This is a genomic window from Halorussus limi, assembly GCF_023238205.1.
Lineage (GTDB): Archaea > Halobacteriota > Halobacteria > Halobacteriales > Haladaptataceae > Halorussus > Halorussus limi.
The window spans coordinates 2,212,741-2,235,704 of sequence record NZ_CP096659.1; the positions used below are offsets into that span (position 1 = coordinate 2,212,741).

The window sequence follows — 22,964 nt, forward strand, 5'->3', positions numbered from 1 at the left end:
GGGAGTCCCAGTCCAGCGGAATGAGTCTTCTGTCTTCCGACGGTTTTTGTACGCGCCGCTCCTCTCTCCGGGTATGCTGACCAAGGACCTGCTGCGCGTCTCCAGAGCGGGCGGGGGATACGCGCCCCAGTTCGCGGGCCGGGAACACCGGCCGCTGGCCGCGCGGGTCCTCGGCACGTTTCAGGGTCACGTCGGCGAACCCCGGAGCGAACTCGACGCGGCGCTCGCCGACCTCGAAGGCGAGGCTGACCACTTCAAACTCGTCCGGGGGTTCGCCAAACTCCTCGACCGCGAGGCCGTCTTCGAGACCCGCGCCGCGGTCCCCCCGGAGCGGGCCCGCCGGGTCGCCTTCGAGTCCGCCGAACGGGTCGGCGTAGTCTCCGAGAGCGAACGCGAGCGAGCGCTCGAACGGGCGGGCGACCGCCTCGCGGCCGACCCCGGGGAAGTCGCCGACTCGCTGTACGCCGACTTGGACGAACGACAGGTCCTCGCCGAGTTCGAGGCGCGGTGGGACCCCGACCAACTGCTCGCGCAGTACAACCTCTCGCTGGCCCAGACGGCGTTGTTCGACGCGACCGAACTCCGGGTCCGCACCTCCGACCCGAAGGCGCTGGTCTCGGCGGTCAAGCGCCTCCGCCTGATGTACGAGATTCGCAAGACCGACGGCGACGAGAGGGCGCTCTCGGACCGCGAAGTCGTCGTCACCGGCCCCGACGCCCTCTTCCGGTCGACCCGGCGGTACGGCACCCGGTTCGCGCGCCTGCTCCGGACCGTCGCCAAGGCCGACTCGTGGACGCTCGCGGCGACCATCGACGACTACGGCACCGACCGCACGCTCTCGCTGTCCGACGCCGACCCAGTGCGCGTGCCGGGCGTCGAACCGGTCGGGGACGTGACCTTCGACAGCGGCGTCGAGGCCGACTTCGCCGCCCGGTTCGAGTCGCTGGACTTCGACTGGGAGTTGACGCGCGAACCCGAACCGCTCGAAACCGGCGCACGGGTGATGATTCCGGACTTCGCGTTCGACTACAGTCCCGCGAGCGTAGCGAGGGGGACCTCGTCGGACGAGTCCGACGGCGAGCACGCCGACTTCCGGGTTTTCTTCGAGATCATGGGCTTCTGGACGCCCGAGTACGTCGAGAAGAAACTGGGCCAACTCGAATCGGTCGAGGACGTGGAACTGGTCGTCGCGGTGGACGAGAGTCTGGGCGTCGGCGAGGAGATAGCGGCCCGCGACCACCGCGCGATTCCCTACTCGGGGACGATTCGACTCAAGGACGTGCGCGACGTCCTCCGGCGCTACGAGGAGCAACTGGTCGCCGAGAGCGCCGCGAACCTCCCCGACGAACTCGTCCCGGAGGCCGACGCGATTTCGCTCGCCGCGCTGGCGGACGAACACGGCGTCAGCGAGGACGCCATCGAGGAGAAGACGTTTCCGGACCACGAGCGCGTCGGGCGGACGCTCGTCCGGCCCGGCGTGCTGGCGGCCCTGCGGGACGACATCGAGGCGGGGATGGCGTTCTCTGAGGCCGAAGCGGTGCTCTCAGAGCGGGGAATAGAGGACGCGAGCGCGGTCCTCTCGGAGTTGGGTTTCGCCGTCGAGTGGGAGGGACTGAGCGGCGGGACCATCCGTCCGAAGAAGTGAGAGGCCCGTTAAGTTACCGCCTTCGATCTCTATCGTTAGCTACGGACGAGGCGGAGCGTGAACGGTTTCGGGGAGAATCGGTAAGGCGGAAGATTAGAGAAGGGAGCGAAGCCAAGCAACGAATCCTCCGGGTTTTGTATCTTCTTCCTCTTTGGCTCTGTAGTTCTCGTAAGCAGAGGAATACTGCGCCGAACTATCGTCGTCGGTACTTTGATTGCTAGATTCGGAGGGGCTATCTTGGCTACTATTGGCCTTTGACGTGAACCTCAACGCGGTACTTCTACTCTCGCCGCCGCCGTCACTCTCAGATTGCTTTATGTTTTCTTGGACCTTCAGCCATTGCTCCTCGGAAAGTTGTGCAGGCTTCTCTTCGGGGAGTTCGCAGTTCTTGAAGTGGTGGTAGTACGGACTCCATCCAGTCCGTTTCATTCTCTCGCCACAGGTTGGGCAAAAGTACTCCTTCGCTCCGGATTCATTATCGTCGACATCTGGATTGTTAGACTCAGAAGGAGTATCTTGGCTACTGTTGTCCTCTCGCGTGCACCTCGACGCGGTGGTCCCGTCATTAGCGCTGCCCTCGTTTGCCTGTTGCTTTGTCCTCTTCTGAACTTTCACCCACTGGTCCTCGGAAAGCGGTGCAGGCTTCTCTTCGGGAAGTTCGCAGTTCTTGAAGTGGTGATAGTACGGACTCCACCCGGTTCGTTTCATCGACTTCCCGCAGTTGGGGCAGGTGTATTCCTCTGCCTCGGTTGTCCGGCTAGAGTACGTAGGGGGACTAGAAGTAGAACTGTTACTCTGTCTCTGTTTCGATTTTGTGGCGCCACTTCGTTTGTGTGTCTGTCGGGACGTGCTACTAAACCGCCTAAGTTTCACTCCTCGGTTTTTGGCGATTTCTCGCGCCGGGGTTGTGAATGAACTGGAGGTGGCTACAACGACCTCGTCGATATCGACTCGAGCCAGCAGTCCAGAAGCCTTCTGAATTGCCGAACTACCGACTTTATTTCCCTCCGCATACCCCTTCGCTTGAATCGCGATTGTGCGCCCACTCTTCTTTAGGAGGAGGTCAACACCCTTGTCGTTCGTCCTTGGTGTGAGAGAAACATCGAACCCTTCTCTTTTGTATAAATCGTAGAGTTGTCTCTCAAATTCCTCACCCTTCATAGGGTAGGGAGAAAGCATATCTCACTAATACCTTTTGCAACAACCTACCCGAATAACGCTGGTTACGGTCGCAGTTATCGAGGAAAATTTTGTTAGATGAGAACACAATCGGGAAGGAAGAGCCTACAGGTCGCGCTGGCGGCCCTTCGGCACCGGACTCTTGAGTTCGCCGTGGACGAACAGGCCGACGCCGAGCGGTTCGGACTCGCCCGCGAGTTCGTGCGTGGCAACCAGATACCCCCAGTCGCCGTCCCAGTCCAACTCCTGGTCCTCGCCGCGGACGAACCGGCGGGCCTGCTCGCGGGTGAGTTCGATTACGTTCTTCTCGGCCTCGCGGCCGAACCGCTGGACCGCGTTCGTCGTCGGCTTCCAGTGTTCCTGGCGGGTCCGGAGGAACTTCATGCCGAGGGCTTCGATGCGAATCGGCGAGGCGACGTTCCCGCGGAGAATCCAGATTTTGCCCTTGCCCTTCTCCCAGAACGAGTACTCCTCGAAGGTCTCGGGCGGGATTTCGAACCGCTGGTCCCACCAGTTCAGGACCTCCTCGCGGGTCGCGCGCCCCTCGACCTCGCGGTCGTCGGCGGTGGCGGGCAGGCGGTCGAACTGCTGGCCGTCGTTCGACGTTTCGGTCATCCCTCCACCTCCAGTTTCGCGCAGAAGAACCCGCCCGTGTCGTTGTGGTGGGGGTAGAACCGCTGGGCCTTCCGGACGCTCTCGTCGTAGGTCTCGCCCTCGAACTCGGTGACGCCGGGCCGCGAGTCGAGACCGACGTCGAACTCCACGAGTCGGCAGTCCTCCTCTTCGAGCGCGTAGTCGAGGACCGCCTCGTTCTCCTCGGGCGCGAACGTGCAGGTCGAGTAGACCACGGTGCCGCCCTCCTTCGTGGCCTGAATCGCGCGAGTGAGGATGCCCTTCTGGACTCCGGCGACGCTCCGGACGTGGTCCATCGTCCAGTCGTCCAGCGCGGTCGGGTTCTTCCGGATGGTCCCCTCACAGGAGCAGGGCACGTCCACGAGCGCCTTGTCGAAAGCGTCGAAATCGAAGGGCTTGAGCGAGAAGTTCCGCGAGTCGGTGTTCGTGACCGCGGTGTTGGTTACACCTAGTCGCTCGGTGTTGAACCGCAGAGCCGAGAGTCGCCCGAGGTTGTTGTCGTTGGCGACGACCAGTCCCGCGTCGTCCATCAGCGCGGCGAGTTGAGTGGTCTTGCTCCCCGGCGCGGCGCAGGCGTCCCAGACGCGCTCGCCGGGTTCGGGCGCGAGGACTTCCGCGGGAATCGCCGAGACCTCCTCCTGCCCGTGAATCCACCCGTGGTACGACGCCCACGTGCTTCCGGGGTTGTCGGTGTCCAACTCCAGCACGGTGTCGGACCACTCGCGGCCGGTCCACCCGACGCCCTCCTCGTCCAGCGCCGCCTTCGCTCGCTCCGGGGTCGTCTCGATGGTGTTGACCCTGACGACCGAGGGGAGCGGGCGCTCGCAGGCGTCGAGGAAGGCGTCGAAGTCCTCGACAAGCGGTTCGTAGCGCTCCAGTTTCTCCATCGGTGGAGGGTTCGGGCGAGCGGCGTTTGTGGGTTTCGGAAGGGAGCGGTGTGCTCGTCGGCCGTAGCCGTTACCCGTGCATCTCCCGTCACCTGTCCTATGGCAAACGCGAACGCGCCCGACGACATCGACTGGGACGAGGCCGCGCGCATGGAACTCGAACCCGACGCCATCCACGAGAGCAACGACGGCTACTTCTTCGACTGCCCGGAGTGTGGCTCCCCGGCAACCATCGAGAACATCATCGAGGAGGGCCGGTGCAACGGCTACCTGAACGAACAGGTCGAGGGGGTCGACTTCGACGTGGAGAACGTCTCCTGCTCGGCGCGACTCCAACTCGAAATGGCGTACACGTCCGACCCCGAGTCCGAGACGTAGGCTCGGACCCGAACTGTTTTCACGGCGTCGTGTGTCGCCGCGGACATGAACGGCAGACGCGGACGAGGACGCGACGGACCGAGCGAGGGAACGGTACTCCGACTGGCGCTGCTCGCGGCCATCGTCGCCGTGCCGGGCGTCCAACTGTTCGGCACCGACGCGCTTCGGGAGTCAGCGGGCGCGCTCCGGACCGGCCAGACCTCGCAGTTCGCGCCGGTGCTGGCGGGCGGGATCCTTCTGGTCGGCGCGGCGCTGGCGGTGCGGGCCGGGTGGTCGCAGTTGCGCTCCGACGGCGAGAGCGTGGAGACCGGCGTCCCCGACGAGACGCGCCCCTGCCGGATATGCGGTCGGAACCTCGACCCCTACCGGAGCAGGTGCCCTCACTGCGACACCCGCGAACCGGTCGAGGACCGGTGAGCGGTCGGTCCGACGCCAGAGAACGGGCCGAACCGACCGACATCCGGCCGGCCCTCGACCGAACTGACCGCCGACCGAATCGACCGTCGTCCGAACCGACAACCACGCACCGTCGATAGCCCGGACCTTTATGCGGCCGCTGACGCATCATTCTCACATGGCAAACGTCACCGTCGTCGCCGAGGACGTGGAGTTGGACCGACCGACGCTGGTCGAGGGCCTGCCGGGCGTCGGACTGGTCGGCAAAATCGCGACCGACCACCTGGTGGATACGTTCGACATGACCTACTACGCCAGCATCGACTGCGACGGTCTACCCCGACTCGCGGTCTACGAGGAGTCGAGTCGAGAGCTTCGACCGCCGGTCCGACTCTACGCCGACGCGGAGCGCGACCTCGTGGCGCTCCAGAGCGACGTTCCGGTGTCGGCGTCGGCGGCCTCGGATTTCGCCGGGTGCATCAGCGATTGGCTCGACGACCGCGACGCCACCGCCATCTACATGAGCGGCCTTCCGAATCAGAAGGAGGCCGACGAGATTCCGTCGCTCTACGGCGTCGCGACCGGCGACGCGGGCGGCCGACTCGACGAGCAGGACATCGACGCGCCGAACGAGCGCGGCGCTGTCAGCGGTCCCACGGGCGCGCTCCTGCACGAGGCGGGCGCTCGCGGCCTCGACTCGCTCGGCCTCGTCGTGGAGAGCGACCCGCAGTTCCCCGACCCGGAGGCCGCCCGCATCCTCATCGAACGCGGCATCGCCCCGCTGGCGGACGTGGAGGTGGACACCGACGACCTCGTGGACCGCGCCGAGGACATCACCGAGCAGAAGGAGCAACTGGCCCAGCAGATGCAGGAGGCCGAGACCGACGAGAGTTCGCAGGCCCAGCCGCTCCGTATGTTCCAATGAAACTTTTGCTGCGGTCGAGCGCGCCGTAGGCGCGCTCTCCCTGGCAAAACTTTCATGAAAAGCACTGCGTTCGTCCCGTCACTCGCTTCGCTCGTTCTGGTCCTCACTTGGCCCGCTCGCTCGTCGCTTCGCTCCTCGCTCGCGGTCGAACTGCCGGTGCGAACCGCACCGCGACGGCGACCCGCGCTCGCTCCGTTCGCGCGGAGGTTGGCAGACGCGTGGACCGTCGAACCGGCACGATTTCACCAAGCCTTTCTCGATGCTCCGCGTCGGATACGGTATGAGTGACCTCGAAGACGCAGTTTCGGAGTTCCTGAGCGAGACGGACACGGTGTACGACGAGTACGATAAAGGCTACATGGACGCCGACGCCGCCCTGAGCCGAATCGAGAAGGAGGTCGAAGACCTCCGCGAGCAGGTCGAATAGTACCTCTTATCCGACGGTACAGCCTTGGCTAGTGTACGTCATGAGCGTGTAGTTCGTCCCCTCGTAGTCGATGATGTAGGCGCTCGCCTCGTCGGAGTACGAGAACTCCGGCGGAGCGTTGCCCCCGCGGTAGGGGACGACGTAACTGTCCTGCTTCAGCGCCTTTCGGAACAGTTCCTTCGCCCGGTCGGAAAGTTCCGCGTAGGCGAGTTCCGTTCCGCCGTAGCTACTGTCTCCGTCCAAAACCTCGTGGTGGAGTTCGCAGGTCCGGCCGAGTCCGAGCGACGAACAGCCGGCGAGCGCGGCGACCGAGGTGCCGGCGACGGCGGCGCTGGTGAGTCGGAAAACGCGGCGTCTGGAGTAGTCGGAGGCCATCTACGGAATCCGCGGACGCCGAGAGTAAGTGTTTTCTGTCGGATATTTCCGCGTCGGCCTCAATACTTGGGGTCCGCGCCGGTCGTCTCGTAGATATCCTCCATAATCGAGTCGCGCTTGCGCTGCCACGGTTCGAGGCCCTGCGGACGACTGGGATACCGCTCGTAGTGGTCGATGAGGTCGTCGGCGAGGCTCTTGGTCTGGTAGAGGTCGTAGATGAGGTCCCAGTGGCCGACCGACTTGATGGCGGTCTGAATCTTGAGCCACCACCCGACGTTCGCGCTGCCCGAGTAGAGCGCCTCGGCGAGTTTGGTCGCCGGGAGCGCACCGAGCAGTCCCATCAGGTCGTCGACGTCCACCGCGGTCGAGAAGATATTGTACACGTCGAGACCGGCGTAGCGCGCGCCGAAGTGGTCCATCACGCGCTGATTGTACTCCCAGAGGTTGGTCTCGCCCACGTCGCCGTCCTCGATGGCGTCGATGGCGGCCTCGGCGGCGTACTTGCCCGCGTAGGCCGCGCCCGCGATGCCGCCGCCGGTAGTCGGGTTGACGTGGCCGGCGGCGTCGCCGACCGCCATGAACCCCGGCGCGGTCGCCGAGTCGTAGGGGCGGCGGGTCGGGAGCGCCGCGCCGAGTTTGTCCTCGACCGTCGCGTTCTCGAACTCGGGTCGGGCCCGGAGGTCCCGCTTGAGGTCGTCCACCAGATGCATCGGCTCCTCGGTCATCTGGAAGCCGAGTCCGGCGTTGATTTCGGTGTCGGTCCGCGGGAAGTACCAGAGGTAGCCCGCGGCGCGTTCGGTGGGCTTGAACACGAGCGCGTCGTCCCACGGCACCGGTTCCTCGACCTCCACGATTTCGCGGTAGGCCGAGCAGAACTGCGAGTAGGTGACGTTGGTGTCGAACGTCGGGCCTTCGAGGTCGGCCTTGTCCTGCAGAATCGACAGCGACCCCGCGGCGTCCACGACCACGTCGGCGTCGTAGCGCTGGATGTCGCCCTTCCGCTTGCCCCGGACGCCCGTGACGCGGCCGTCCTCGCGCTGGGTCACGTCCTTGACCACCGTGTTGTAGTGGAACTCGACGCCCGCGCGCTCGGCGCCCTCGATGATGCGTCGGCCGTACTCCCACCGGTCGATGACCGCCAACTCGCCGGGCACCGGGATTTCGAGGACCGTGTTCTCTTGGGGTATCTCGAACCGGCCGTGGTCGACGCCCGTGTTGGTGAACGACGGTTCCAACTGGGACTTCGGGATGGCCTCGGGGAAGGCGTCCGCGCCCTTCAGGGCGTCACCGCAGGCGATGTGTCCGGCCTCCTCCTCGTCCTTGCGCTCGACGACGACGACATCGTACCCTTCTCGCGCCGCGGTCGCGGCGGCGTAGCAACCCGCCGTCCCCGCCCCGACGACGACGATGTCGCACTCGTGCGTAGTCATGCATTCGGCTACGTGACGGAGGGGGCAAAACTCTTTATACGCGAAGCGACATTCTGTCGGCCCTCTGGCGACAGCCCCGGCGATAAAGAGTAAAGTGACGGAGTTTCGTAGCACGAGGCATGACCGAGTACACCGTCGAGTTCGTCGGCACGGGCGAGACCATCGAAGTCTCGGACAAGGAGACCATCCTGAGCAAGTGCATCGAGGAGGGCATCGCGCAGGAGTACTCCTGTCGCGTCGGGATGTGTCTGGCCTGCTCGGCCGAAATCGTGGCGGGCGACGTGACCCAACCCGCGGCCCGCGGCCTCACCGACGAGGAGGCCGAAGAGTACGCGCTGACCTGCATGGCGCGACCCCAGAGCGACCTGAAACTGGACCGCGGCAAGTACCCGCCGAGCATCGAGGACGAGGCCGGAGCGATGGAGAGCGAGGCCGCGGCCGCCGACGACTGACCGCGCTTCCGCTCGTCTCGTTACTCTCGATTCTTCTCGAACCACTCCGTACCGTAGTCCACCGCGGCCCGCTGAGAGACTAGTTTCGCGTCCGCGGGACCGACCGTCCCTTCCGTCACCGCCTCGGGGTGGTCCTCCTCGAAGTCCCGACCCGCGTCGGCGAAGTCGTCGGCCTCGTACGAGAGGTGTTCGAGGGTGATTCTCTCGGGGTCGCCGTCGTCGCCGACGACGGTCGTCTCGTGGGTCGAAACCTCCTGCTCGTGGTCGCTCCGATGCTCCGCGAGGTGGAACGAGGTGTTCGTGTCGAACTCGGTCCCGAGCATCAGAATCGTCCCGTCGCGGTCGTAGATTTCCGCGAGCGGTGATTCCTCGCCGAGTCCGTTTTCGTAGGGGTGGTCGGCGACGATGGCCTCGGCGTCGACACCCCACGCCGCGAACGAGTAGGTCGGGTGGCGACTCCGGCGGACCTCGGGATACGTCCGGAAGCACTCCGGAATCGCGCCCACGCTCCGCGTCGGCGTCACCGCCGGGCGGTAGGCCGGGCGCTCGGTCCGAATCACGTCCTCCCAGTCGTCCGGGACCGGCGGGTTCCGCCAGCGAGAGGGGTCGGTGTACTGAGGCGAGTGAGTCGGCATCACGAGCGTTCCCTCGGACGTGACGACCTCCATCAGTGCGTTCACGACCGCGGGCGCACCGCCCGTGACCCACCCGAGCGAGGAGAGCGACGAGTGGACCAGCAGGGTGTCGCCCGGTTCGACGCCGAGGTCGAGGAGGTCGTTCGCGATTCTGTCCGGCGTTACCGGTTCGTCGGTTCGTTCGATGCGTTCTTCCATGTTCGAGGATGCTCCGTCGCAATTCGGCTCTCGGTCGTCTACCTCAGGCAATCGGTCCCAGCGATAAAACCGTTGTCACGGTTCGCGGCGTAGTACCACGTTTCACCGAGCGAACGGGCGGGCCTCAGGGCGGGCGCTCCATCGAGAATCGGTCGTCGGTCGTCGCGTACAGACTCCCCGACAGGCGACCGACGGCGTCCAGTTTCTCCACGTCCATCTTCCCGTCGGTCGTCACGTCGTCGTCGAGGTGGACTCGTTCGACTTCGCCGAGGACCATCGTGGACCCGCCCACGTCGACCATCTCGTAGAGCGAGCACTCGAAGGCGATCGGCGACTCCGCCACGCGGGGCGGGGCGACGACGGTCGATTCGGCCCGCGTGACCGCGGCGCGGTCGAACTCGCTCTCGCCCGCCGGGAGGGTCGCTGCGGTCTCGTTCATCGCTTCGGCGACGGACTCGGTGACGACGTTGACGACGAACTCCTCGGTCTCGCGGACGTTCCGCGGCGTGTCCTTCAGACCGTCGGGCGCGTCCGAGTCGTCCACCGGCGAGAACATCACGACCGGCGGGTCGACCGCGACCACGTTGAAGAAACTGTAGGGCGCGAGGTTGTCCGCTCCCCCGGGGCCGGTCGTGCTGACCCACGCGATGGGTCGGGGTACGACCGCGCCCGCGAGCGTCCGGTACAGCGAGGGAACCTCGTCGGGGTCGATTTCCATGTCGGACGAACGGAGTACGGCGTGGAAGGGTTTGCGCTTCCGGCGAGCGTCGGACCGAATCGACGGAGGGCCAACATGCCAAAGACTGTCGCGGGGCAAGGTTCGGACATGGTAGACGAAGAGACCGCCGAAGGCCAAGACGACCGGCGCGAGGAGATGCAGGCCGAACGCGACGAGGAGGTCGAGGAGGAGTTAGAGCGCGTGGACGAGGAGATGGACCCCGAGGAGACCGAGCAGTCCGACGCCGCCACCCTGCCCGACGACGAGGAGGGCGACCACGACCGGAAGGACGGCCGGCACGTCGAGACGAACGAGTCGAGCGACGCCGGTTAATCGCCCTCGGCCCCGACCGCGCAGTTGTTCGGCCCTAATTCTATCTCGAACGCCGCCTCGTCGTCCAGCGACTCCAGACCCAGATTCGCCGCGACGATGTCCTCGTAGTTGGCGGGCCGCGGCGGGAGCGAGTCGAGGACTCGGTCCACGAACGCCGCCTCGTCGTCCGGAATCCGGAGGCGCTCGCGAACCTCGCCGATTTCGGCGGCGAAGGTCCCGTTCGCGTCGGGGTTCGGCGCGGCGTCGGGCGTCCGGTGGCCCGGCGCGACCAGCGTCTCGTCGGGGAGCGCGAGCAGGCGGTCGGTCAAGGTGTCGTAGAGCGTGCCCGCGAGGTCGCGGGCGCCATCGTCGCCTCGCTCCAAATCGGGCCTGCCGAAGCTATCTGCGAAGAGCGCGTCGCCCGTGAACAGCACGCCGCCGAGTCGAAGTGCAGTCAGTTCGGTCGTGTGTCCGGGCGCGTGAAGCGCGGTCAGGGTCGCGTCGCCGACCCGAATCTCGTCGCCGTCTCGGAGCGGGGTGGCGTCGAACGCGAGTCCGCGCTCGTCCGCGCCCGCCGGGAGGACGGCCTCGGCGCCGGTCTCGTCGGCGAGTCGGCGGACGCCCGAGACGTGGTCGGCGTGGACGTGGGTGTCGATTGCCCGTACGAGGTCGGCACCGCGCTCCGCCGCGTCGGCGACGTACCGGTCGGCGAACGCCCGCAGGGGGTCGATGACCGCGGCTTCGTCGCTGGAGACGACCAGATGGGCGAGACAGCCGCTCGCGGGCCGGTCGTACTGGAGGACGGTCACGTCGCCCGTCCGGTCGGCCGCGTCGGTCGGAAGCTCTCGCGAAACGTACACTCGCGCCCACCCCGCCATCCCGGAGTCGAGGTTCCGGGCCTCGATGCCCTCCTCGCGCAGGAGTTCGGCGACGGTCGCGCTGACCTCCCCACGGGGGCAGACCGTGACCACCGGCTCTCGGAGGTCGAGGTCCGCGACGAACTCGCCGACCTCGTCGCGGGCCTTCGCGGCCGCGAACTCGGCGTACGTGACCCGCGTGGCGTCGACGCTGTCGCCCGTGATGCGCCACGCCTCGAACTCGTCGCGGTTGCGCACGTCGAGCAGCGAGACGCGCTCGCCGCGCCGGATTCGCTCGTGGAGGTCCGCGGGCGAAATCGACGGGGCGTCGTCGGTCGCTTCCGGGGAACGCTCGTCGTCGGTCATACCCGACCGTACGACTCGCGAGGTGAAAACGATGTGGCGGCGTTCGCGCCGTAGGATTCGGGACCCGAGTTACGCCCACGGCGGCGCGTGCAGGTCGTGCATCGAGTCGATTCGGTACTCCGGCACGTGGTCGGCGTCCTCCTCGACGCGGGCCAACCAGACCGCCTCCACGCCGGCGGCCTGCGCGCCCGCCACGTCCGAACGCAGGGAGTTGCCGACGTGGACCGCCTCGTCGGCCGAGCAGTCCAGCGCCGAGAGCGTCCGGTGGAACGGGTCGGGGTCGGGCTTTACCACGCCGGTCGACCCCGCGAACGTCGCCGCGGCGAACCGGTCGGCGATGTCCAGCGCGGCCAACTTCGCCCGCTGGGTCTCGCGGTCGCCGTTGGTCACGAGCGCGAGGTCGTGGTCTGCGCCGAGGGCGTCCAGCGCCGCCTCCGCGCCGGGGAGGAATCGCACCTCGGTGGGGTCGGGGTCCTCGTAGGCGCGGGCCACCGCGAGCGCGTCGGCGGACTCGCGGCCCTGCTCGTCGGCGATGCCGGTGAAACACTTCTCGCGGAGTTCGACCGCCGAGTCGGCCGTCACTCGCGCCAGCCACCGCCGGAAGTCCGACACGCCGAAGAACGGTTCGACGCCCGCCGCGTCGAAGGCGTCGGCGAGTCGGTCGGCGGTCGAGCGGGGGTGCTCGCAGATGGTGTCGTCCAAGTCGAGAAAGACGGTGGGGGTGTCCGCGCTACTCATTAGGAGCGAGTACGCGCTCGACCGACAAAACGCCTCCGAGGGTCGCACTCGCGAGAGGGTCGTGCGAGGGTGAAGCGAGGGGACTGTTGGAGCGTGAAGCGAGGAGACTGTTCGGGGGTGAATCGAAGGGCCTGTGCGAGGTGCCTATTTACGCGCGGCCGTCGTAATCCGGTTGATGGCTAACCTCGACTCCAAGTCGATGAACAAACTCAGCATCGTCTCGACGCTGGTGGACGCCGCGATGGCGTTCGCCCGCGGGCGCAAGAAGAGCGCTCTCCTACTGGTCGGTGCCGCGGCGCTCTCGTCGCGGGTCCCGGGTATCGGAACCGCGGTATCGCTGTTGCTCCGACTCGTCCGTCGGTTCAGGTAGGTGGACGAGGAGCGCAGGCGACTCCAACGGGCGGTCGAAAAACGAGCGTTCGCTGTTTTCTCAGGACACCAGTCGCTGGTGTTCGACCTTGATGCACTTGTCCTGTACGACGCGGAGTCCGGCGTCCTCGGCGCGCGCGGCCGCCTCGTCGTCGGCGATGCCGAGTTGCGTCCAAACCACCGCCACGTCGTCGCGGTCCAGCGCCTCGTCGACGATGCCGGCCACCTCGTCGCTCGGCCGGAACACGTCCACGATGTCGACCTGCTCCTCGACCGCCGAGAGGGAGTCGTAGGCCGTCCGCCCGAAAATCTCGTCGGTCGTCGGGTTGACCGGCACCACCTCGTAGCCGCTGTCGAGCAGGTACTTCGGAATCTCGTGGGCGTCCTTGCCGGGCGTCGAGGAACACCCGACCACCGCGACGCGAGTCATCCCCAGAATTTCGCGCAGTTCGGCGTCGCTCTCTACGGGCATAGGTCACGTGACGCCGCCTGCGGGCAAAAGGGTTGAGGTAGCGACGGTCTGGGGGTGGTTTCGCGGGACGCGTGCGCCATCGAACCCGGCGGCCGAGCCCTCAGCGACCGACGACGGGCCGCCAGTCGGTGTCGTCGCCGATGCCCTTCACGCGGAGTTCCGACCGGTCGTCCTCCCCCTCTCGGACCTCGATTTGGCCGTCGAACAACTGCTGGAGCGTGCTCATCGTCTGCTGGTCGTGGGCCGTCGAGTCGATGACGAAGATGCCCAGCGCGTCGGCGCTCTGGACCCGACCGGTGAACACGTGGAGGAACCGGAAGACGGTCTGGAGATTCGAGTACATCAGGAGCGTCGAGAGCGAGTGCAACAGGATGCGGTTGCGCTGGACGCCCCGGTCCTTGTAGAAGCCCTGCAGGAACTCCGACAATTGAATTCCGATACCGGTCATATCCTTGGGCGAGGAGGCGTAGGTGATGTCGTCGCTCGGGGAGGGGTTCATTCCCTGCTGTTTGGAGACACAGTCCACGATACCGAGTGGCGCACCCCCGTCGCGGCCGAGCATCTCGCGGAAGTCCTCGCGCACGTCTTCGCCGCCGTCTTTGGTCGTGACGACGATAGCGCCGTCCCCGCGACGGCTTCCGTGCGCGAGAATCTCCAGAGCGAGAGTTCGTTTGCCCGTCATCGGCGGCCCGGCCACCAGGAGGTTCGTCCCCGGTTCGACCTCGACCCCCGGACAGACCTCTCCCAATCCGTACATGGCGGTTCCTCGCGTCAAGTTGCGACCGGAACGGGGCCGCGGCCACTCCCGTTCCCGGCGCCGTCTGGCAGTAAAATATCCGCTTCCGCTTATATTCTTTTTGATTACTAGCGGCTCGCGGAATCTGGGTCGGTGCGCTCGCCGTGGTCGGCCGTCACGAGTCGAGTCGGTCGATGCGGTCGAGCGACTGCTGGCGCACGTACTCGACCGCGATGCGCGTGAGGTGGTCGCCGTCGTCGACGCACTCGTCGGCCCGGTCGAGGTAGGCGTTCACGATGCGCCGGAGGCGCTCGACGCCGGCCGACCGGTCGTCGGCCACGCTCAACTCGGCGGTGACGGGCGTGAGTTGCGTGCGCCTGTCCTCGGGGTAGTCGTCGGTGTCGTCGAGACCGATTTGCGCGCCGACGACCAGCAGGACGATGGCGCGCTTGAACCCCTCGCCGAGGTCCACGTCGAGGTCGGCCTCGTACATGTTGAGCATGTCCTCGTAGAGGACGCCGACGCGGGCGTACTGGGTCGCGAAGTACGGCAGGTCGGCCGCCGCGTCGAAGAGGTCGGCCCCGTCGGCGTCGGCGAACTTGTACTCCTCGCGGATGGCCTCGACGACCGCCGCGCGCTCGTCGGACCCCGCCGCCGAGTCGTGGAACCGGTCGAGCAGGTCGCGGAACGCCTCGTCCTCGTCCTGATGGCGCTCGGAGAGTTCGACCGCCCGCTCGTAGGCCGCCCGGACTTCCGCGGGCGTGTCGTCGCTCTCGAACCACGATTCGACGCCTTCCCAGAGACTCTCTTGAGCGAGTTCGGCCACGCGCTCCCGCGGGCGGAGGTTCGTCTCGAAGTCCTCGTACTCGTCGTCGTTGATGGCGTCTCGCATGTCGCCGTCGAGCAGTGCGCGGACCACGTTTCGGGTCGTCTCCCGTCCGCGGGCGACGAATTCACGGTCCACGTCGCGGCGGATTCGGGCGAGTGGCACGTCGCCGGCCATGACGTGGATGCGCCCGAGCGTCAACAGCGCGGGCAGGACCAGACGCGTGTCGTAGTCGAAGCGGGCGCGCTCGTCTTCCGCGCCGGGCACGGGGTCGAGGTCGCCCGCCTCGCGCGCCCGCTGGAGGTCGCGCTCGACGCTCAGAAACAGGCGCTCGGTCATCGACTCGATTTCGGACTCGACTTCGTTGCGGAGCAACACCATCGTCGCGACCCGCGGGTCCCGCGACTCGGCGAGGTGGCCGAACAGCGCCCGCGCGGTCGCCGGGATTCGTGACCGAACGCTACCCATGTGGTCGAGAGTCGCCCGCCGCGGTATTTCAGGGTTGTGTTATTCCGGTCGGCCGGGACGTCGTCCGCAACGCCTCCGCGAAGCGAGCTATTTATCTATCTCACGCCGGGTCGTAGCCTGTATGACGAGTTTCGACGGCGCTGCGCGTCTGCTCGGTCGCCTCGGTCGCGGGGCCTCGCTGGCCGCCCGGACCGCCCTCCCGGTGGACACCAACCCGGTCCCGGCCGACTGGACCCACGTCACCAAGGTCGACCCCGAGGACGCCAAGAAACTCCCGCTGCTCTACCCCCTCTATCTCAGACACACCAGCGCGGTGTCGGTCGGCGGGTCGGCCGACGTGAACGCCGCGAACACCGAGGAGACGTTCGACCTGCTGGGCCCCGCCTCGGTCCCCGTCTTCCACGAACCGAGCGGTCCGCGCCACGTCACTCCGCGGACCCGCGAGCAGGCCGACCTGCTGGCCATCCCCGAGGTGCTGAACGGCGACTCCGAGTCGCTGGTCGGCCAGTTGGGAGAAGGGGCCGAGTACATCCGCGAGGAGATGGTGCCCGAGATGCTCCGAGAGCGACTGCCGTGGCTCCCCGCCTTCGCTACGGGTGCGCTCGCGGACTTCGCCACCTCGTGGCTCCTCGCGGACGCCGTGTTCGAGGCGTACGTCATCCAGAACCCCGACAGCGCCGCGGCCCGCGAGGCCAACGTCGCCGAGTCGGACCTGCTGTCGCCCCGCGAGGCCAAACAGCGCGGGATGGCGGCCGAGCGCCACCTCGAAAGCGAACTCGTCTACCTCGAGTACTCTGGCACCTACGGCGGCGACGAGGCCGCCGAAACGCTCGACGCCATCTCGGAGAGTCTGACGTGGTCGCGGCTCTGGTACGGCGGCGGCATCGACTCCCGGAAGCGCGCCGAGGCGATGCTCGACGCGGGCGCGGACACCGTCGTCGTCGGCGACGCCTTCCACCGCGTGGCCGACGAGGAGGCCGAACTCTGCGAGCGCGCCGCCGACGCGCTCGACCCGGACGCCGACCCGTCGGCGGTCCGAGAGTGGGTCGCCGAGAACGTCGCCGTCGCCGACTCGAACGCCGCGGCCTACCTCGCCACGATTCCGGGCGCGCCCGACCCCGAGCGACTGGCCCGCCGGTATCTAAGCGCGACGGTCCGGACGTGGCTTCGCCTGCGCGCCCACCGCGCCGCGGCCGACGACCGCCGGGGTGACCGCCCCGACCTCGGCGCTGACCTCCGGCGCGCGCTCGGTCCCGACCTGTTCGACGGCCTCTCGGAGGCCGACGCCGCGTTGGTCCGGCGCAACCTCACCGCACTCCTCAGGGCGTCTCGCGCCGATGGAACTGACGAGGCCGCGCACCGAAGGGACGGGTCGAAGCCGAGCGCCGACGAGGCGGTCGCGACGCACCTCGGCCTGACGTTCTCGGCGTAGCGAGCCTCAAACTGCAGTTAACGCCAATCTGGACGGCCGCATAAAATACTGTTTTAGACGCTCTATCTCTGGTTTTCGGCTGGGCGAATGAAAACTGTCTTAACGCAGTTCGTAGAAAGAGGCGTTCGTGGCAGTATGAGTCTCGCCGAAAAACTTGCTCGCGTGGTCCGGACGGCCGACCCCGAGGAGACCTACGAGTGCAAGGACTGCGGCGCGACGTTCTCGCTCGACCGTCAAACCTGCCCCGACTGCGGCGGCTGCGTCATCGACCGCATCGACTGGGACGGCGTCGTCTCCGACTGAGGTTCGGTACGCTACCGCACGGCCGGTCGAAACCATTGTGTTTAAAACGAGCGAGCCAGTAGAACTGGATGCGGGCGCTTAGCTCAGTCTGGACAGAGTACTTGGCTTCGGACCAAGCTGCCACGGGTTCAAATCCTGTAGCGCCCACTTCCTCGCAATTAACTCGGAATCCACCAGACGGCGGTGGGGTCTGGGGTATCCTTTAAGTCGCAGAGCGGTTACGGTGTCGAGAGTCCATCCCGTCACGTGTTACGCCCCCGCGTCGTCACGCGGTATCAACTGCCATCGCGTCAGAGGAACATAAAGTTCGGCCGGCGCTCCGTCCCTTGTCGTCCCACCGACCAAGGGGGAGTCCCACACCTTCATCGAGGCGGTCGTCCTATCCGCCCCCGCATCCGGGGTGGTGGTTCGGGGGCCGCGCCAGCCGGGGGTGAGATGGAGTCGGCGAGGTCGGCGCGACCCACCTCAATCCGAGACGCGATTACCGGATAAACGCCGGCGTCCGGGGCTGCCTACCCCACCGCGAGTGGGGCTTATCCGTCCTGACAGACGAGTTATACGTGATGGATAGACAGGCACTGACGGCCCTCCTCCTCATCGTACTCGTCGTCTTCCAGCCCCTCGGCCCGTCAATCGTCGGCGTCGCCGAGGCGGCGGTTGGAGATGAGAAGTGTCAGGGCGCAGAGGGCGGTCTCTACGTCATCACCTTTGGCCACGTGGCGAAGGAGTGTGCGGTTGAGAACCAAGTGGAGAACGCTGTGGAGGATGTCAAGGAAGCGCAGGACAACCAGACCAAGGTAGACATCTACTCGGCGGCCATCGCTCAGGACTCCGCGACGGATCCCTTCCTCTCGACGATGAACAACCGGTTGCAGGATAGCAAGACGGTCGCGTGGACGCACGGTGAAACCGAACTCGCCGAGGCGTATCAGAATGGTACGTCGCTAGCAGTCGCTCGCGCCGATGCCAAACAGGCTGAAGAGGACTACTACAGCCGCATCCAGCGCAACATCCTCGCCGAGTGGCGCACTGAGGTTTCGGCGTTCCGGAGCCTCAACGAGCGAGCCGCAACTGAGGGCCTCCTCCACGCTGATAAAAACGGGACGAACACTTCGTCTGAAGTTGGGTGGCCCGAAGCCGAGAATGACGGTCAAAGGCTGTTCGAGTTCGCCAACCGTGAGTTCAAAGGGACTGACGATGACTATGGCGTCGACGTCTATTACAAGGGCATCGAGAATCGCACGGTGACGCTAGCGAATGGAACCGAAGTAACTGTCCCCGCCATCGGTTGGCATATCGCTGACTACCGGGGCGGCGGGACTTACGAGATCAACTACTGGTACTATCCCGGCGCAGGACTCGACCCCGACCCGAACGACAACAACTTCGCTGCTAGTACTGTCGGTATCTACGTCTCAGGCAACTTCGACTCCTCGATGGAGCCGCAGATGCTCATCGACTTCCGCGACTACGAGCAACTCTGGGACACCAGCGTCCAGATGAATAAAGAGGTGAAGAACGAGACGGACACGTACGCGAATAAGACGTACGAGGCGTTCTCGGACGGCAAGATCAACGCGACGGACGTAATCAGCAAGACGACGAAGATCCACCAGTACGGCACGGAGGGCGACTCGATGTCGGACGTGGTGGCGGCGCTCGCGAGTATGGGCGTCTCGACGCCGGAACTCAATGGCGTCGGCACGATGAACGTCACCTACAATGGCGATACGTACACCGGTCTCGTGATGGCCGAATCCGCGCCGAACGGCTCGTGGCAGGCGGGTACGACCTACAACGCGTCCAACATCAGCGGCCCCGTCTGGATCGCGACTACCGGCGGCGAGGCCGTCGAGGTGACGGGCGAGTTCCGCATCGACTCGATCACGGCGAAGGACGGGAGCAGCATCTCGAACGTCACGACGACGAAGTACGTGTACCGCACGTCGAACACGACGGAGTACCAGCAACTGCTCGAACGGATGTCCGACCTCCGGCAGGAACTGGAGGAGCGCGAACCGGACACGTCGGGCGGCTCCGGCGGCGGTAGCGGGTTCAGCATCCCCGAGTTGAGCAATCGACAGATGATGCTCGTCGGCGGCGCGATTGTCGGACTCGGCGTGCTGTCGAGTCTGGGTGGTCGGCGATGATCGGACGCATCATTGACCTCGCGTTGACGGTGAGTGGGATCGGCCCCGCGCTGGACGCCGTGCAGCTCGTCGCGCGGCTGGCGTTCGTCGCGGCCGTCATCGTCGTCGCGGCCCTCGTGATGGGGGTGGATCCGGCGGCTGTGTTGGAGGCGGCGCGGGCGGCGTTGCAGGACTGGCTGTTGCCGTCCGGGCTGTGACCCCCCGGATGCGGGTGGGGCTTTTCTTTCTCTATCGTTGACAATCTGGTAGTGATCGACAGGAACACGGCAGACTGGGCAGAGTCAGTTCTCGGCCCGCTCTACGTCGCGGGGTCGCTGGCATCCGCCGGCCTCGCCGACGTGGTACCGGAGTACGCGACCGGCTGGACGCTGATGGACACCGTCAACATCGGCGGCGAACCCGTGATGTGGGGAACGGTTCTTGCCGCCGCGGCGCTCGTCGCGGCGTGGCTCGTCCAGCGGGACTCGGTCGGCGAGATCTCGGAGCGCGGTCAGAAGGTGATCGCGTTGGATGCGGCCAGCATCGTGTTAGTGACGTTCGTGCCGGCGCTCGGCGAGTGGGTCACGAGCAACCTCGTTCCGGGTCTCGCGTACTTCCTCCTCGGCGTCGCCGCGTACTACTACATCAGCTACGCTTGACCCGGCCGGGAGTGCGGCTTTTCCTTCTTGACTGTTGACATTCTTACGTGCGAAAACCAACTATCATCGCCGCTCTCGCCGTCGTGCTCGCCGTCGTCGTGGGCGGCGGGGCGTGGGCGGCATCCACTCACAGTTCGACGCTCACGCCCGGCGCGAACGAGAGCGTCTCGTCGGTGTGGGTCGAACTGCAGAACCAGACAGAGACAACTATCGAGGTCTACGTCGGCGGATCGTACCAAGAGCAGCTCAAGGACACGGATACGGCGAACGAACTGAACAACGCCACGTACAGCGGCAATTGGACGATCGATGGATCCGGCGAGTCTGCGGTCGCTCGGGTGACGCCACCCGTCCCACCATCCTCGGAAGTGTTCGTCGACGATGACTGGCCCACCAAGACCACGAAGCACGTTTGGACGGGTGACTCGGCCGGCCGCGTGACCTCGGCTAGCGATGCCACCAGTCGTTCCATCTCGTCGACGAGCAACGCCACGGTCGCCGTGGCCGCTCGGATCGACGGTGGGAGTGGGTATGATATGCTCGCCGCGAACGGCAATCCCGTGATTCAGATTAGATACAACCGGGGCAGTGGCGCTATTGAGGCCGGGGTCAACCCCGGTTCCAATATGCAGATCGTGTCGTGGACACCGCCGTCGGACTACGATCTCTCGGCGTACCACCACTACGCCGCTACCTACAACACCAACACCGGCGAACTCATCCTGTACGTCGATGGAGAGAAGAAGGCCTCCAAGACCGTCACGACTGGGATGACCTTCGATGGTACCCTCTACTTCGGCAATAACGGCTACGGGTCGACCTACAGACCGCTGGAGGACGGCTACCTCGACGCCGGTCGGTGGTACGGCCAGACGCTCAACTCCAGCGAGATCTCCCTCCTCGCCCAGACGAGCGGAGCCACGTACACCGCCTCGGCCAAGGATGCCGGCAACGCCACGGAGATGTCGGCGAGCATCCCGAGCGTAACCGGCGCGGAAGTCACGCTGGAGGCTCAGGGATACACGGACAGTGGTACGTGGGTGACGGTCGACTCGCAGACCGTCTCCTCGGCGGCGACCGTTTCCACGGACGTGAGCGGACTGGACTACTCGCGGTGGCGGTGGAAGGTCACGGTGTCACCGGCCGGATCTTCGCCGAGCGCGGAGATCGGGTACACGGGCGTGTATAACGTCTCCTACGTCCCGCCCACGCTCGTCGCCAACAAGACCGTCACGCCGCAGGAGTCGCCCTCTGTCGCGTCGGTGGACATCCCCTCTGCGTACGCTGATGCGACGGAGTACACGGTCGAGGTGACGGGCCAAGCGTCTAGTTCCGTCGGGTACTCGACGACGTCGACGGGTGGCGCGGTCGCCGCGGAGAGCGGCGCGACGCAGCCTGATGGGGTGTCGCTGACCCTCGTCGGTACAGTGCTTGGCCTTGTCGTCGCGGGCGTAGTGTTGCACGGGCGACGACCGTAACACCCCGCTCGGGAGTGTCACTTTTCCTACCTGAAGTGTGAATATCAGGATGTAGTGGCGAACAACCAAATCTACGACGCATTTCAGGCAGCTCTGATCCCCGCGTTCGTCGTGGGCGTGCTCTCCGTCCCCGGGTTCCTCTTCGGGGGCTTCGAGTTCAACGGCATACAGCTGGCGCTGGACTCCACGCTCACCGTCGGCGGCGTCACGGCGACGTACGGCACGGTCATCGCGATCGTGTCCTACCTGCTCGTCGGCGCGGCCAACGACGCGTGGAGTTCGGTAACGGACGCGACGACTGACGACGTTGAACGACTCGTCGTCGGCGGAGAGTTGGTCGTGCTTGCGCTCGTCCCGCTCCTTCCCTCCGTCGGTGACATCGTGACCACGACGACGTGGGGCGGACTGCTCTACGCGGCAGTCGGTCTTGCGGCCGTCTACTACGTAGCGTACACTCGATAATCAAGAATGAACAGTACAAACACTAACACTACGGTTCTGAAGGCTTTTGGCGCTCTGATGGCGCTGCTGGCGGTCGTTGCCGGCGGCGCGTTCCTCGCGTCGGCAGCATCGACGTACACCATCAGCGGTAACGTGACGGACTCGTCAGGTACGGCCATCGGCAACGCGACCGTCATCGCGTACGACGGCAACGGTACGAAGCTCGCCGAGACGACGACCGCATCGGACGGGAGCTACTCGCTCTCCGTGACGGGCAACCAGACGGTCGAAGTCGTCGTGAGCAAGTCGGGCTACATCTCCGAGTCCAAGACGTGGAGCGACCTCTCGGCGAACCAGACGTACAGTCCGTCCCTCGCGATGGACTCGGACGGTGACGGCATCGGCGACGGTTCCGACGCCTACCCGAGCTACCCCCGTCTCGAGTACACCGTCTCGGCGAACACCAGCAAGACGGTGAGCAGCGTCTACGCCGAGATCAATTCCACCAACGAGGTGACCGTGACCGTCCTCCACAACGGCACGGAACTCGGCAACACGACGCTCACTCCGTCCTCGACGCCGGTGACCGTCGAAGTCCCCGTCGAGACGACGTACGGCAACTACACGCTCCACGTCCACGGCGTGGACAAGTCGAACGTGTCGAGTACGGGCGTGTTCTACTCGTCCGACTCAACGAGCGGCGGCACGTCGGGTAGCAGCTCCTCCGACATTGTCGGTTGGGCAGAGAGCAACCCCGCCGTCGCGGCGCTGGTCGCGCTCGTCAGTCTCGGCGCGATTGCCGCCATCCGCGAAGACCTCTGACGTGGCATAGTCCCCTCTAAACAGCCTCTCAATCAACTCAAACCAAGGATTATGGTCGAAATCGACACGGACGACGTACGACACGGCGCGGAGATCACCACGGACGTTGCGGCGGGCCTGTACGGACTCAACGCGCTCGGGTTCACACCGATCCAAGACCTCGCCGCGATTGATCCGACGAACCCGATTCTGGGCGTCGTCGCGATCCTCGCTCTGGTGAGTCTCGCCGGGACGGCGCAGATGATCTCCGAGGAGCGGTAGTCGGTCGCCGACGAGGT

Annotated in this window: 29 protein-coding genes and 1 tRNA gene; 18 read left to right on the plus strand and 12 right to left on the minus strand. The window is 65.9% G+C overall.

Annotated features, from left to right (window positions below; translation table 11 throughout):
* Positions 1–73: 73 nt before the first annotated feature.
* The gene (locus M0R89_RS11395) at positions 74–1,645 is read left to right on the plus strand and encodes a DUF790 family protein (RefSeq protein ID WP_248649208.1); all 1,572 of its coding nucleotides are present in this window, start codon (positions 74–76) and stop codon (positions 1,643–1,645) included.
* A gap of 93 nt (positions 1,646–1,738) precedes the next feature.
* Here M0R89_RS11395 and M0R89_RS11400 read toward each other — a convergent pair whose 3' ends face one another.
* The 3 genes from M0R89_RS11400 to M0R89_RS11410 all read right to left on the minus strand — a co-directional run bounded on the left by M0R89_RS11400 (position 1,739) and on the right by M0R89_RS11410 (position 4,344).
* On the minus strand, positions 1,739–2,806 hold the full coding sequence (locus tag M0R89_RS11400) for a restriction endonuclease (protein ID WP_248649209.1): 1,068 nt from the start codon (positions 2,804–2,806) through the stop codon (positions 1,739–1,741).
* Between the two features lie 123 nt (positions 2,807–2,929).
* On the minus strand, positions 2,930–3,439 hold the full coding sequence (locus M0R89_RS11405) for a DUF7122 family protein (RefSeq protein ID WP_248649210.1): 510 nt from the start codon (positions 3,437–3,439) through the stop codon (positions 2,930–2,932).
* Positions 3,436–4,344, minus strand: a complete 909-nt coding sequence (locus tag M0R89_RS11410; protein WP_248649211.1) for an RsmB/NOP family class I SAM-dependent RNA methyltransferase — start codon at positions 4,342–4,344, stop codon at positions 3,436–3,438. The genes M0R89_RS11405 and M0R89_RS11410 overlap by 4 nt, the downstream gene beginning before the upstream one ends.
* Positions 4,345–4,443: 99 nt before the next feature.
* Here M0R89_RS11410 and M0R89_RS11415 point away from each other — a divergent pair, with 99 nt between their 5' ends.
* The 4 genes from M0R89_RS11415 to M0R89_RS11430 all read left to right on the plus strand — a co-directional run bounded on the left by M0R89_RS11415 (position 4,444) and on the right by M0R89_RS11430 (position 6,470).
* A complete protein-coding gene (locus tag M0R89_RS11415; protein WP_248649212.1) occupies positions 4,444–4,722 on the plus strand; it encodes a hypothetical protein in 279 nt (92 codons plus the stop codon).
* Between the two features lie 45 nt (positions 4,723–4,767).
* Entirely contained in the window at positions 4,768–5,139 is a 372-nt protein-coding gene (locus M0R89_RS11420; RefSeq protein ID WP_248649213.1) for a hypothetical protein, read from the plus strand.
* A 157-nt stretch (positions 5,140–5,296) separates the two neighbouring features.
* Entirely contained in the window at positions 5,297–6,043 is a 747-nt protein-coding gene (locus tag M0R89_RS11425; RefSeq protein WP_248649214.1) for a proteasome assembly chaperone family protein, read from the plus strand.
* Between the two features lie 280 nt (positions 6,044–6,323).
* Positions 6,324–6,470 carry a hypothetical protein gene (locus M0R89_RS11430; protein WP_248649215.1) on the plus strand — a complete coding sequence of 49 codons (147 nt, stop codon included), beginning with the start codon at positions 6,324–6,326 and terminating at the stop codon, positions 6,468–6,470.
* A gap of 6 nt (positions 6,471–6,476) precedes the next feature.
* Here the strand turns inward: M0R89_RS11430 and M0R89_RS11435 are convergent, their stop codons facing one another.
* Both M0R89_RS11435 and M0R89_RS11440 read right to left on the minus strand, forming a co-directional pair.
* Positions 6,477–6,845: a DUF7979 domain-containing protein gene (locus M0R89_RS11435; protein WP_248649216.1), complete on the minus strand. Its 369-nt coding sequence runs from the start codon at positions 6,843–6,845 to the stop codon at positions 6,477–6,479.
* 59 nt (positions 6,846–6,904) lie between these two features.
* Positions 6,905–8,275, minus strand: a complete 1,371-nt coding sequence (locus M0R89_RS11440) for a geranylgeranyl reductase family protein (RefSeq protein WP_248649217.1) — start codon at positions 8,273–8,275, stop codon at positions 6,905–6,907.
* A 119-nt stretch (positions 8,276–8,394) separates the two neighbouring features.
* Here M0R89_RS11440 and M0R89_RS11445 point away from each other — a divergent pair, with 119 nt between their 5' ends.
* A complete protein-coding gene (locus M0R89_RS11445; protein WP_248649218.1) occupies positions 8,395–8,727 on the plus strand; it encodes a 2Fe-2S iron-sulfur cluster-binding protein in 333 nt (110 codons plus the stop codon).
* Between the two features lie 20 nt (positions 8,728–8,747).
* Here M0R89_RS11445 and M0R89_RS11450 read toward each other — a convergent pair whose 3' ends face one another.
* Both M0R89_RS11450 and M0R89_RS11455 read right to left on the minus strand, forming a co-directional pair.
* Positions 8,748–9,560, minus strand: coding sequence for an AAC(3) family N-acetyltransferase (locus tag M0R89_RS11450; RefSeq protein WP_248649219.1), 813 nt, complete (start codon positions 9,558–9,560; stop codon positions 8,748–8,750).
* 124 nt (positions 9,561–9,684) lie between these two features.
* Complete coding sequence (locus M0R89_RS11455; RefSeq protein WP_248649220.1) at positions 9,685–10,278, minus strand: flavin reductase family protein; 594 nt, start codon at positions 10,276–10,278, stop codon at positions 9,685–9,687.
* A gap of 108 nt (positions 10,279–10,386) precedes the next feature.
* On the opposite strand from M0R89_RS11455, the gene M0R89_RS11460 reads away from it, so the two are divergent.
* Positions 10,387–10,611: a hypothetical protein gene (locus tag M0R89_RS11460; protein WP_248649221.1), complete on the plus strand. Its 225-nt coding sequence runs from the start codon at positions 10,387–10,389 to the stop codon at positions 10,609–10,611.
* Here M0R89_RS11460 and M0R89_RS11465 read toward each other — a convergent pair.
* Both M0R89_RS11465 and M0R89_RS11470 read right to left on the minus strand, forming a co-directional pair.
* A complete protein-coding gene (locus tag M0R89_RS11465; protein ID WP_248649222.1) occupies positions 10,608–11,813 on the minus strand; it encodes an MBL fold metallo-hydrolase in 1,206 nt (401 codons plus the stop codon). The two genes, M0R89_RS11460 and M0R89_RS11465, sit on opposite strands and share 4 nt — an antisense overlap.
* 69 nt (positions 11,814–11,882) lie before the next feature.
* On the minus strand, positions 11,883–12,551 hold the full coding sequence (locus M0R89_RS11470) for an HAD family hydrolase (protein ID WP_248649223.1): 669 nt from the start codon (positions 12,549–12,551) through the stop codon (positions 11,883–11,885).
* Between the two features lie 175 nt (positions 12,552–12,726).
* Here M0R89_RS11470 and M0R89_RS11475 point away from each other — a divergent pair, with 175 nt between their 5' ends.
* Positions 12,727–12,921, plus strand: coding sequence for a hypothetical protein (locus M0R89_RS11475; RefSeq protein WP_248649224.1), 195 nt, complete (start codon positions 12,727–12,729; stop codon positions 12,919–12,921).
* Between the two features lie 60 nt (positions 12,922–12,981).
* Here the strand turns inward: M0R89_RS11475 and M0R89_RS11480 are convergent, their stop codons facing one another.
* From M0R89_RS11480 to M0R89_RS11490, 3 genes are all read right to left on the minus strand, one after another.
* Positions 12,982–13,392: a CoA-binding protein gene (locus M0R89_RS11480; protein ID WP_248649225.1), complete on the minus strand. Its 411-nt coding sequence runs from the start codon at positions 13,390–13,392 to the stop codon at positions 12,982–12,984.
* Between the two features lie 100 nt (positions 13,393–13,492).
* The gene (locus M0R89_RS11485) at positions 13,493–14,149 is read right to left on the minus strand and encodes an RAD55 family ATPase (RefSeq protein ID WP_248649226.1); all 657 of its coding nucleotides are present in this window, start codon (positions 14,147–14,149) and stop codon (positions 13,493–13,495) included.
* A 154-nt stretch (positions 14,150–14,303) separates the two neighbouring features.
* Complete coding sequence (locus tag M0R89_RS11490) at positions 14,304–15,422, minus strand: hypothetical protein (RefSeq protein ID WP_248649227.1); 1,119 nt, start codon at positions 15,420–15,422, stop codon at positions 14,304–14,306.
* A 121-nt stretch (positions 15,423–15,543) separates the two neighbouring features.
* Between M0R89_RS11490 and M0R89_RS11495 the strand changes: the two genes are divergently transcribed.
* The 10 genes from M0R89_RS11495 to M0R89_RS11540 all read left to right on the plus strand — a co-directional run bounded on the left by M0R89_RS11495 (position 15,544) and on the right by M0R89_RS11540 (position 22,947).
* A complete protein-coding gene (locus M0R89_RS11495) occupies positions 15,544–16,854 on the plus strand; it encodes a geranylgeranylglyceryl/heptaprenylglyceryl phosphate synthase (protein ID WP_248649228.1) in 1,311 nt (436 codons plus the stop codon).
* Positions 16,855–16,989: 135 nt separating this feature from the next.
* On the plus strand, positions 16,990–17,157 hold the full coding sequence (locus M0R89_RS11500) for a hypothetical protein (RefSeq protein WP_248649229.1): 168 nt from the start codon (positions 16,990–16,992) through the stop codon (positions 17,155–17,157).
* Between the two features lie 72 nt (positions 17,158–17,229).
* Positions 17,230–17,304 (plus strand) — tRNA-Arg (locus M0R89_RS11505).
* Between the two features lie 416 nt (positions 17,305–17,720).
* Positions 17,721–19,307: an Env/VP5 family phage fusion protein gene (locus tag M0R89_RS11510; protein ID WP_248649230.1), complete on the plus strand. Its 1,587-nt coding sequence runs from the start codon at positions 17,721–17,723 to the stop codon at positions 19,305–19,307.
* On the plus strand, positions 19,304–19,504 hold the full coding sequence (locus tag M0R89_RS11515; RefSeq protein ID WP_248649231.1) for a hypothetical protein: 201 nt from the start codon (positions 19,304–19,306) through the stop codon (positions 19,502–19,504). Before M0R89_RS11510 ends, M0R89_RS11515 begins: the two co-directional genes overlap by 4 nt.
* A 51-nt stretch (positions 19,505–19,555) precedes the next feature.
* Positions 19,556–19,945: a DUF8023 family protein gene (locus M0R89_RS11520; RefSeq protein ID WP_248649232.1), complete on the plus strand. Its 390-nt coding sequence runs from the start codon at positions 19,556–19,558 to the stop codon at positions 19,943–19,945.
* Positions 19,946–19,992: 47 nt separating this feature from the next.
* Positions 19,993–21,423 carry a LamG-like jellyroll fold domain-containing protein gene (locus tag M0R89_RS11525; RefSeq protein WP_248649233.1) on the plus strand — a complete coding sequence of 477 codons (1,431 nt, stop codon included), beginning with the start codon at positions 19,993–19,995 and terminating at the stop codon, positions 21,421–21,423.
* Positions 21,424–21,477: 54 nt separating this feature from the next.
* Positions 21,478–21,885 carry a DUF8023 family protein gene (locus M0R89_RS11530; protein WP_248649234.1) on the plus strand — a complete coding sequence of 136 codons (408 nt, stop codon included), beginning with the start codon at positions 21,478–21,480 and terminating at the stop codon, positions 21,883–21,885.
* Between the two features lie 57 nt (positions 21,886–21,942).
* Entirely contained in the window at positions 21,943–22,686 is a 744-nt protein-coding gene (locus M0R89_RS11535) for a carboxypeptidase-like regulatory domain-containing protein (RefSeq protein ID WP_248649235.1), read from the plus strand.
* 51 nt (positions 22,687–22,737) lie between these two features.
* Complete coding sequence (locus tag M0R89_RS11540) at positions 22,738–22,947, plus strand: hypothetical protein (RefSeq protein ID WP_248649236.1); 210 nt, start codon at positions 22,738–22,740, stop codon at positions 22,945–22,947.
* Positions 22,948–22,964: the final 17 nt, after the last annotated feature.

Excerpts from the sequence above, each read along its gene's own strand:
- M0R89_RS11395 (WP_248649208.1), top strand. The coding sequence starts at position 74 with ATGCTGACCAAGGACCTGCTGCGCGTCTCCAGAGCGGGCGGGGGATAC.
- M0R89_RS11400 (WP_248649209.1), bottom strand. The coding sequence starts at position 2,806 with ATGAAGGGTGAGGAATTTGAGAGACAACTCTACGATTTATACAAAAGA.
- M0R89_RS11405 (WP_248649210.1), bottom strand. The coding sequence starts at position 3,439 with ATGACCGAAACGTCGAACGACGGCCAGCAGTTCGACCGCCTGCCCGCC.
- M0R89_RS11410 (WP_248649211.1), bottom strand. The coding sequence starts at position 4,344 with ATGGAGAAACTGGAGCGCTACGAACCGCTTGTCGAGGACTTCGACGCC.
- M0R89_RS11415 (WP_248649212.1), top strand. The coding sequence starts at position 4,444 with ATGGCAAACGCGAACGCGCCCGACGACATCGACTGGGACGAGGCCGCG.
- M0R89_RS11420 (WP_248649213.1), top strand. The coding sequence starts at position 4,768 with ATGAACGGCAGACGCGGACGAGGACGCGACGGACCGAGCGAGGGAACG.
- M0R89_RS11425 (WP_248649214.1), top strand. The coding sequence starts at position 5,297 with ATGGCAAACGTCACCGTCGTCGCCGAGGACGTGGAGTTGGACCGACCG.
- M0R89_RS11430 (WP_248649215.1), top strand. The coding sequence starts at position 6,324 with ATGAGTGACCTCGAAGACGCAGTTTCGGAGTTCCTGAGCGAGACGGAC.
- M0R89_RS11435 (WP_248649216.1), bottom strand. The coding sequence starts at position 6,845 with ATGGCCTCCGACTACTCCAGACGCCGCGTTTTCCGACTCACCAGCGCC.
- M0R89_RS11440 (WP_248649217.1), bottom strand. The coding sequence starts at position 8,275 with ATGACTACGCACGAGTGCGACATCGTCGTCGTCGGGGCGGGGACGGCG.
- M0R89_RS11445 (WP_248649218.1), top strand. The coding sequence starts at position 8,395 with ATGACCGAGTACACCGTCGAGTTCGTCGGCACGGGCGAGACCATCGAA.
- M0R89_RS11450 (WP_248649219.1), bottom strand. The coding sequence starts at position 9,560 with ATGGAAGAACGCATCGAACGAACCGACGAACCGGTAACGCCGGACAGA.
- M0R89_RS11455 (WP_248649220.1), bottom strand. The coding sequence starts at position 10,278 with ATGGAAATCGACCCCGACGAGGTTCCCTCGCTGTACCGGACGCTCGCG.
- M0R89_RS11460 (WP_248649221.1), top strand. The coding sequence starts at position 10,387 with ATGGTAGACGAAGAGACCGCCGAAGGCCAAGACGACCGGCGCGAGGAG.
- M0R89_RS11465 (WP_248649222.1), bottom strand. The coding sequence starts at position 11,813 with ATGACCGACGACGAGCGTTCCCCGGAAGCGACCGACGACGCCCCGTCG.
- M0R89_RS11470 (WP_248649223.1), bottom strand. The coding sequence starts at position 12,551 with ATGAGTAGCGCGGACACCCCCACCGTCTTTCTCGACTTGGACGACACC.
- M0R89_RS11475 (WP_248649224.1), top strand. The coding sequence starts at position 12,727 with ATGGCTAACCTCGACTCCAAGTCGATGAACAAACTCAGCATCGTCTCG.
- M0R89_RS11480 (WP_248649225.1), bottom strand. The coding sequence starts at position 13,392 with ATGCCCGTAGAGAGCGACGCCGAACTGCGCGAAATTCTGGGGATGACT.
- M0R89_RS11485 (WP_248649226.1), bottom strand. The coding sequence starts at position 14,149 with ATGTACGGATTGGGAGAGGTCTGTCCGGGGGTCGAGGTCGAACCGGGG.
- M0R89_RS11490 (WP_248649227.1), bottom strand. The coding sequence starts at position 15,422 with ATGGGTAGCGTTCGGTCACGAATCCCGGCGACCGCGCGGGCGCTGTTC.
- M0R89_RS11495 (WP_248649228.1), top strand. The coding sequence starts at position 15,544 with ATGACGAGTTTCGACGGCGCTGCGCGTCTGCTCGGTCGCCTCGGTCGC.
- M0R89_RS11500 (WP_248649229.1), top strand. The coding sequence starts at position 16,990 with ATGAGTCTCGCCGAAAAACTTGCTCGCGTGGTCCGGACGGCCGACCCC.
- M0R89_RS11510 (WP_248649230.1), top strand. The coding sequence starts at position 17,721 with ATGGATAGACAGGCACTGACGGCCCTCCTCCTCATCGTACTCGTCGTC.
- M0R89_RS11515 (WP_248649231.1), top strand. The coding sequence starts at position 19,304 with ATGATCGGACGCATCATTGACCTCGCGTTGACGGTGAGTGGGATCGGC.
- M0R89_RS11535 (WP_248649235.1), top strand. The coding sequence starts at position 21,943 with ATGGCGCTGCTGGCGGTCGTTGCCGGCGGCGCGTTCCTCGCGTCGGCA.
- M0R89_RS11540 (WP_248649236.1), top strand. The coding sequence starts at position 22,738 with ATGGTCGAAATCGACACGGACGACGTACGACACGGCGCGGAGATCACC.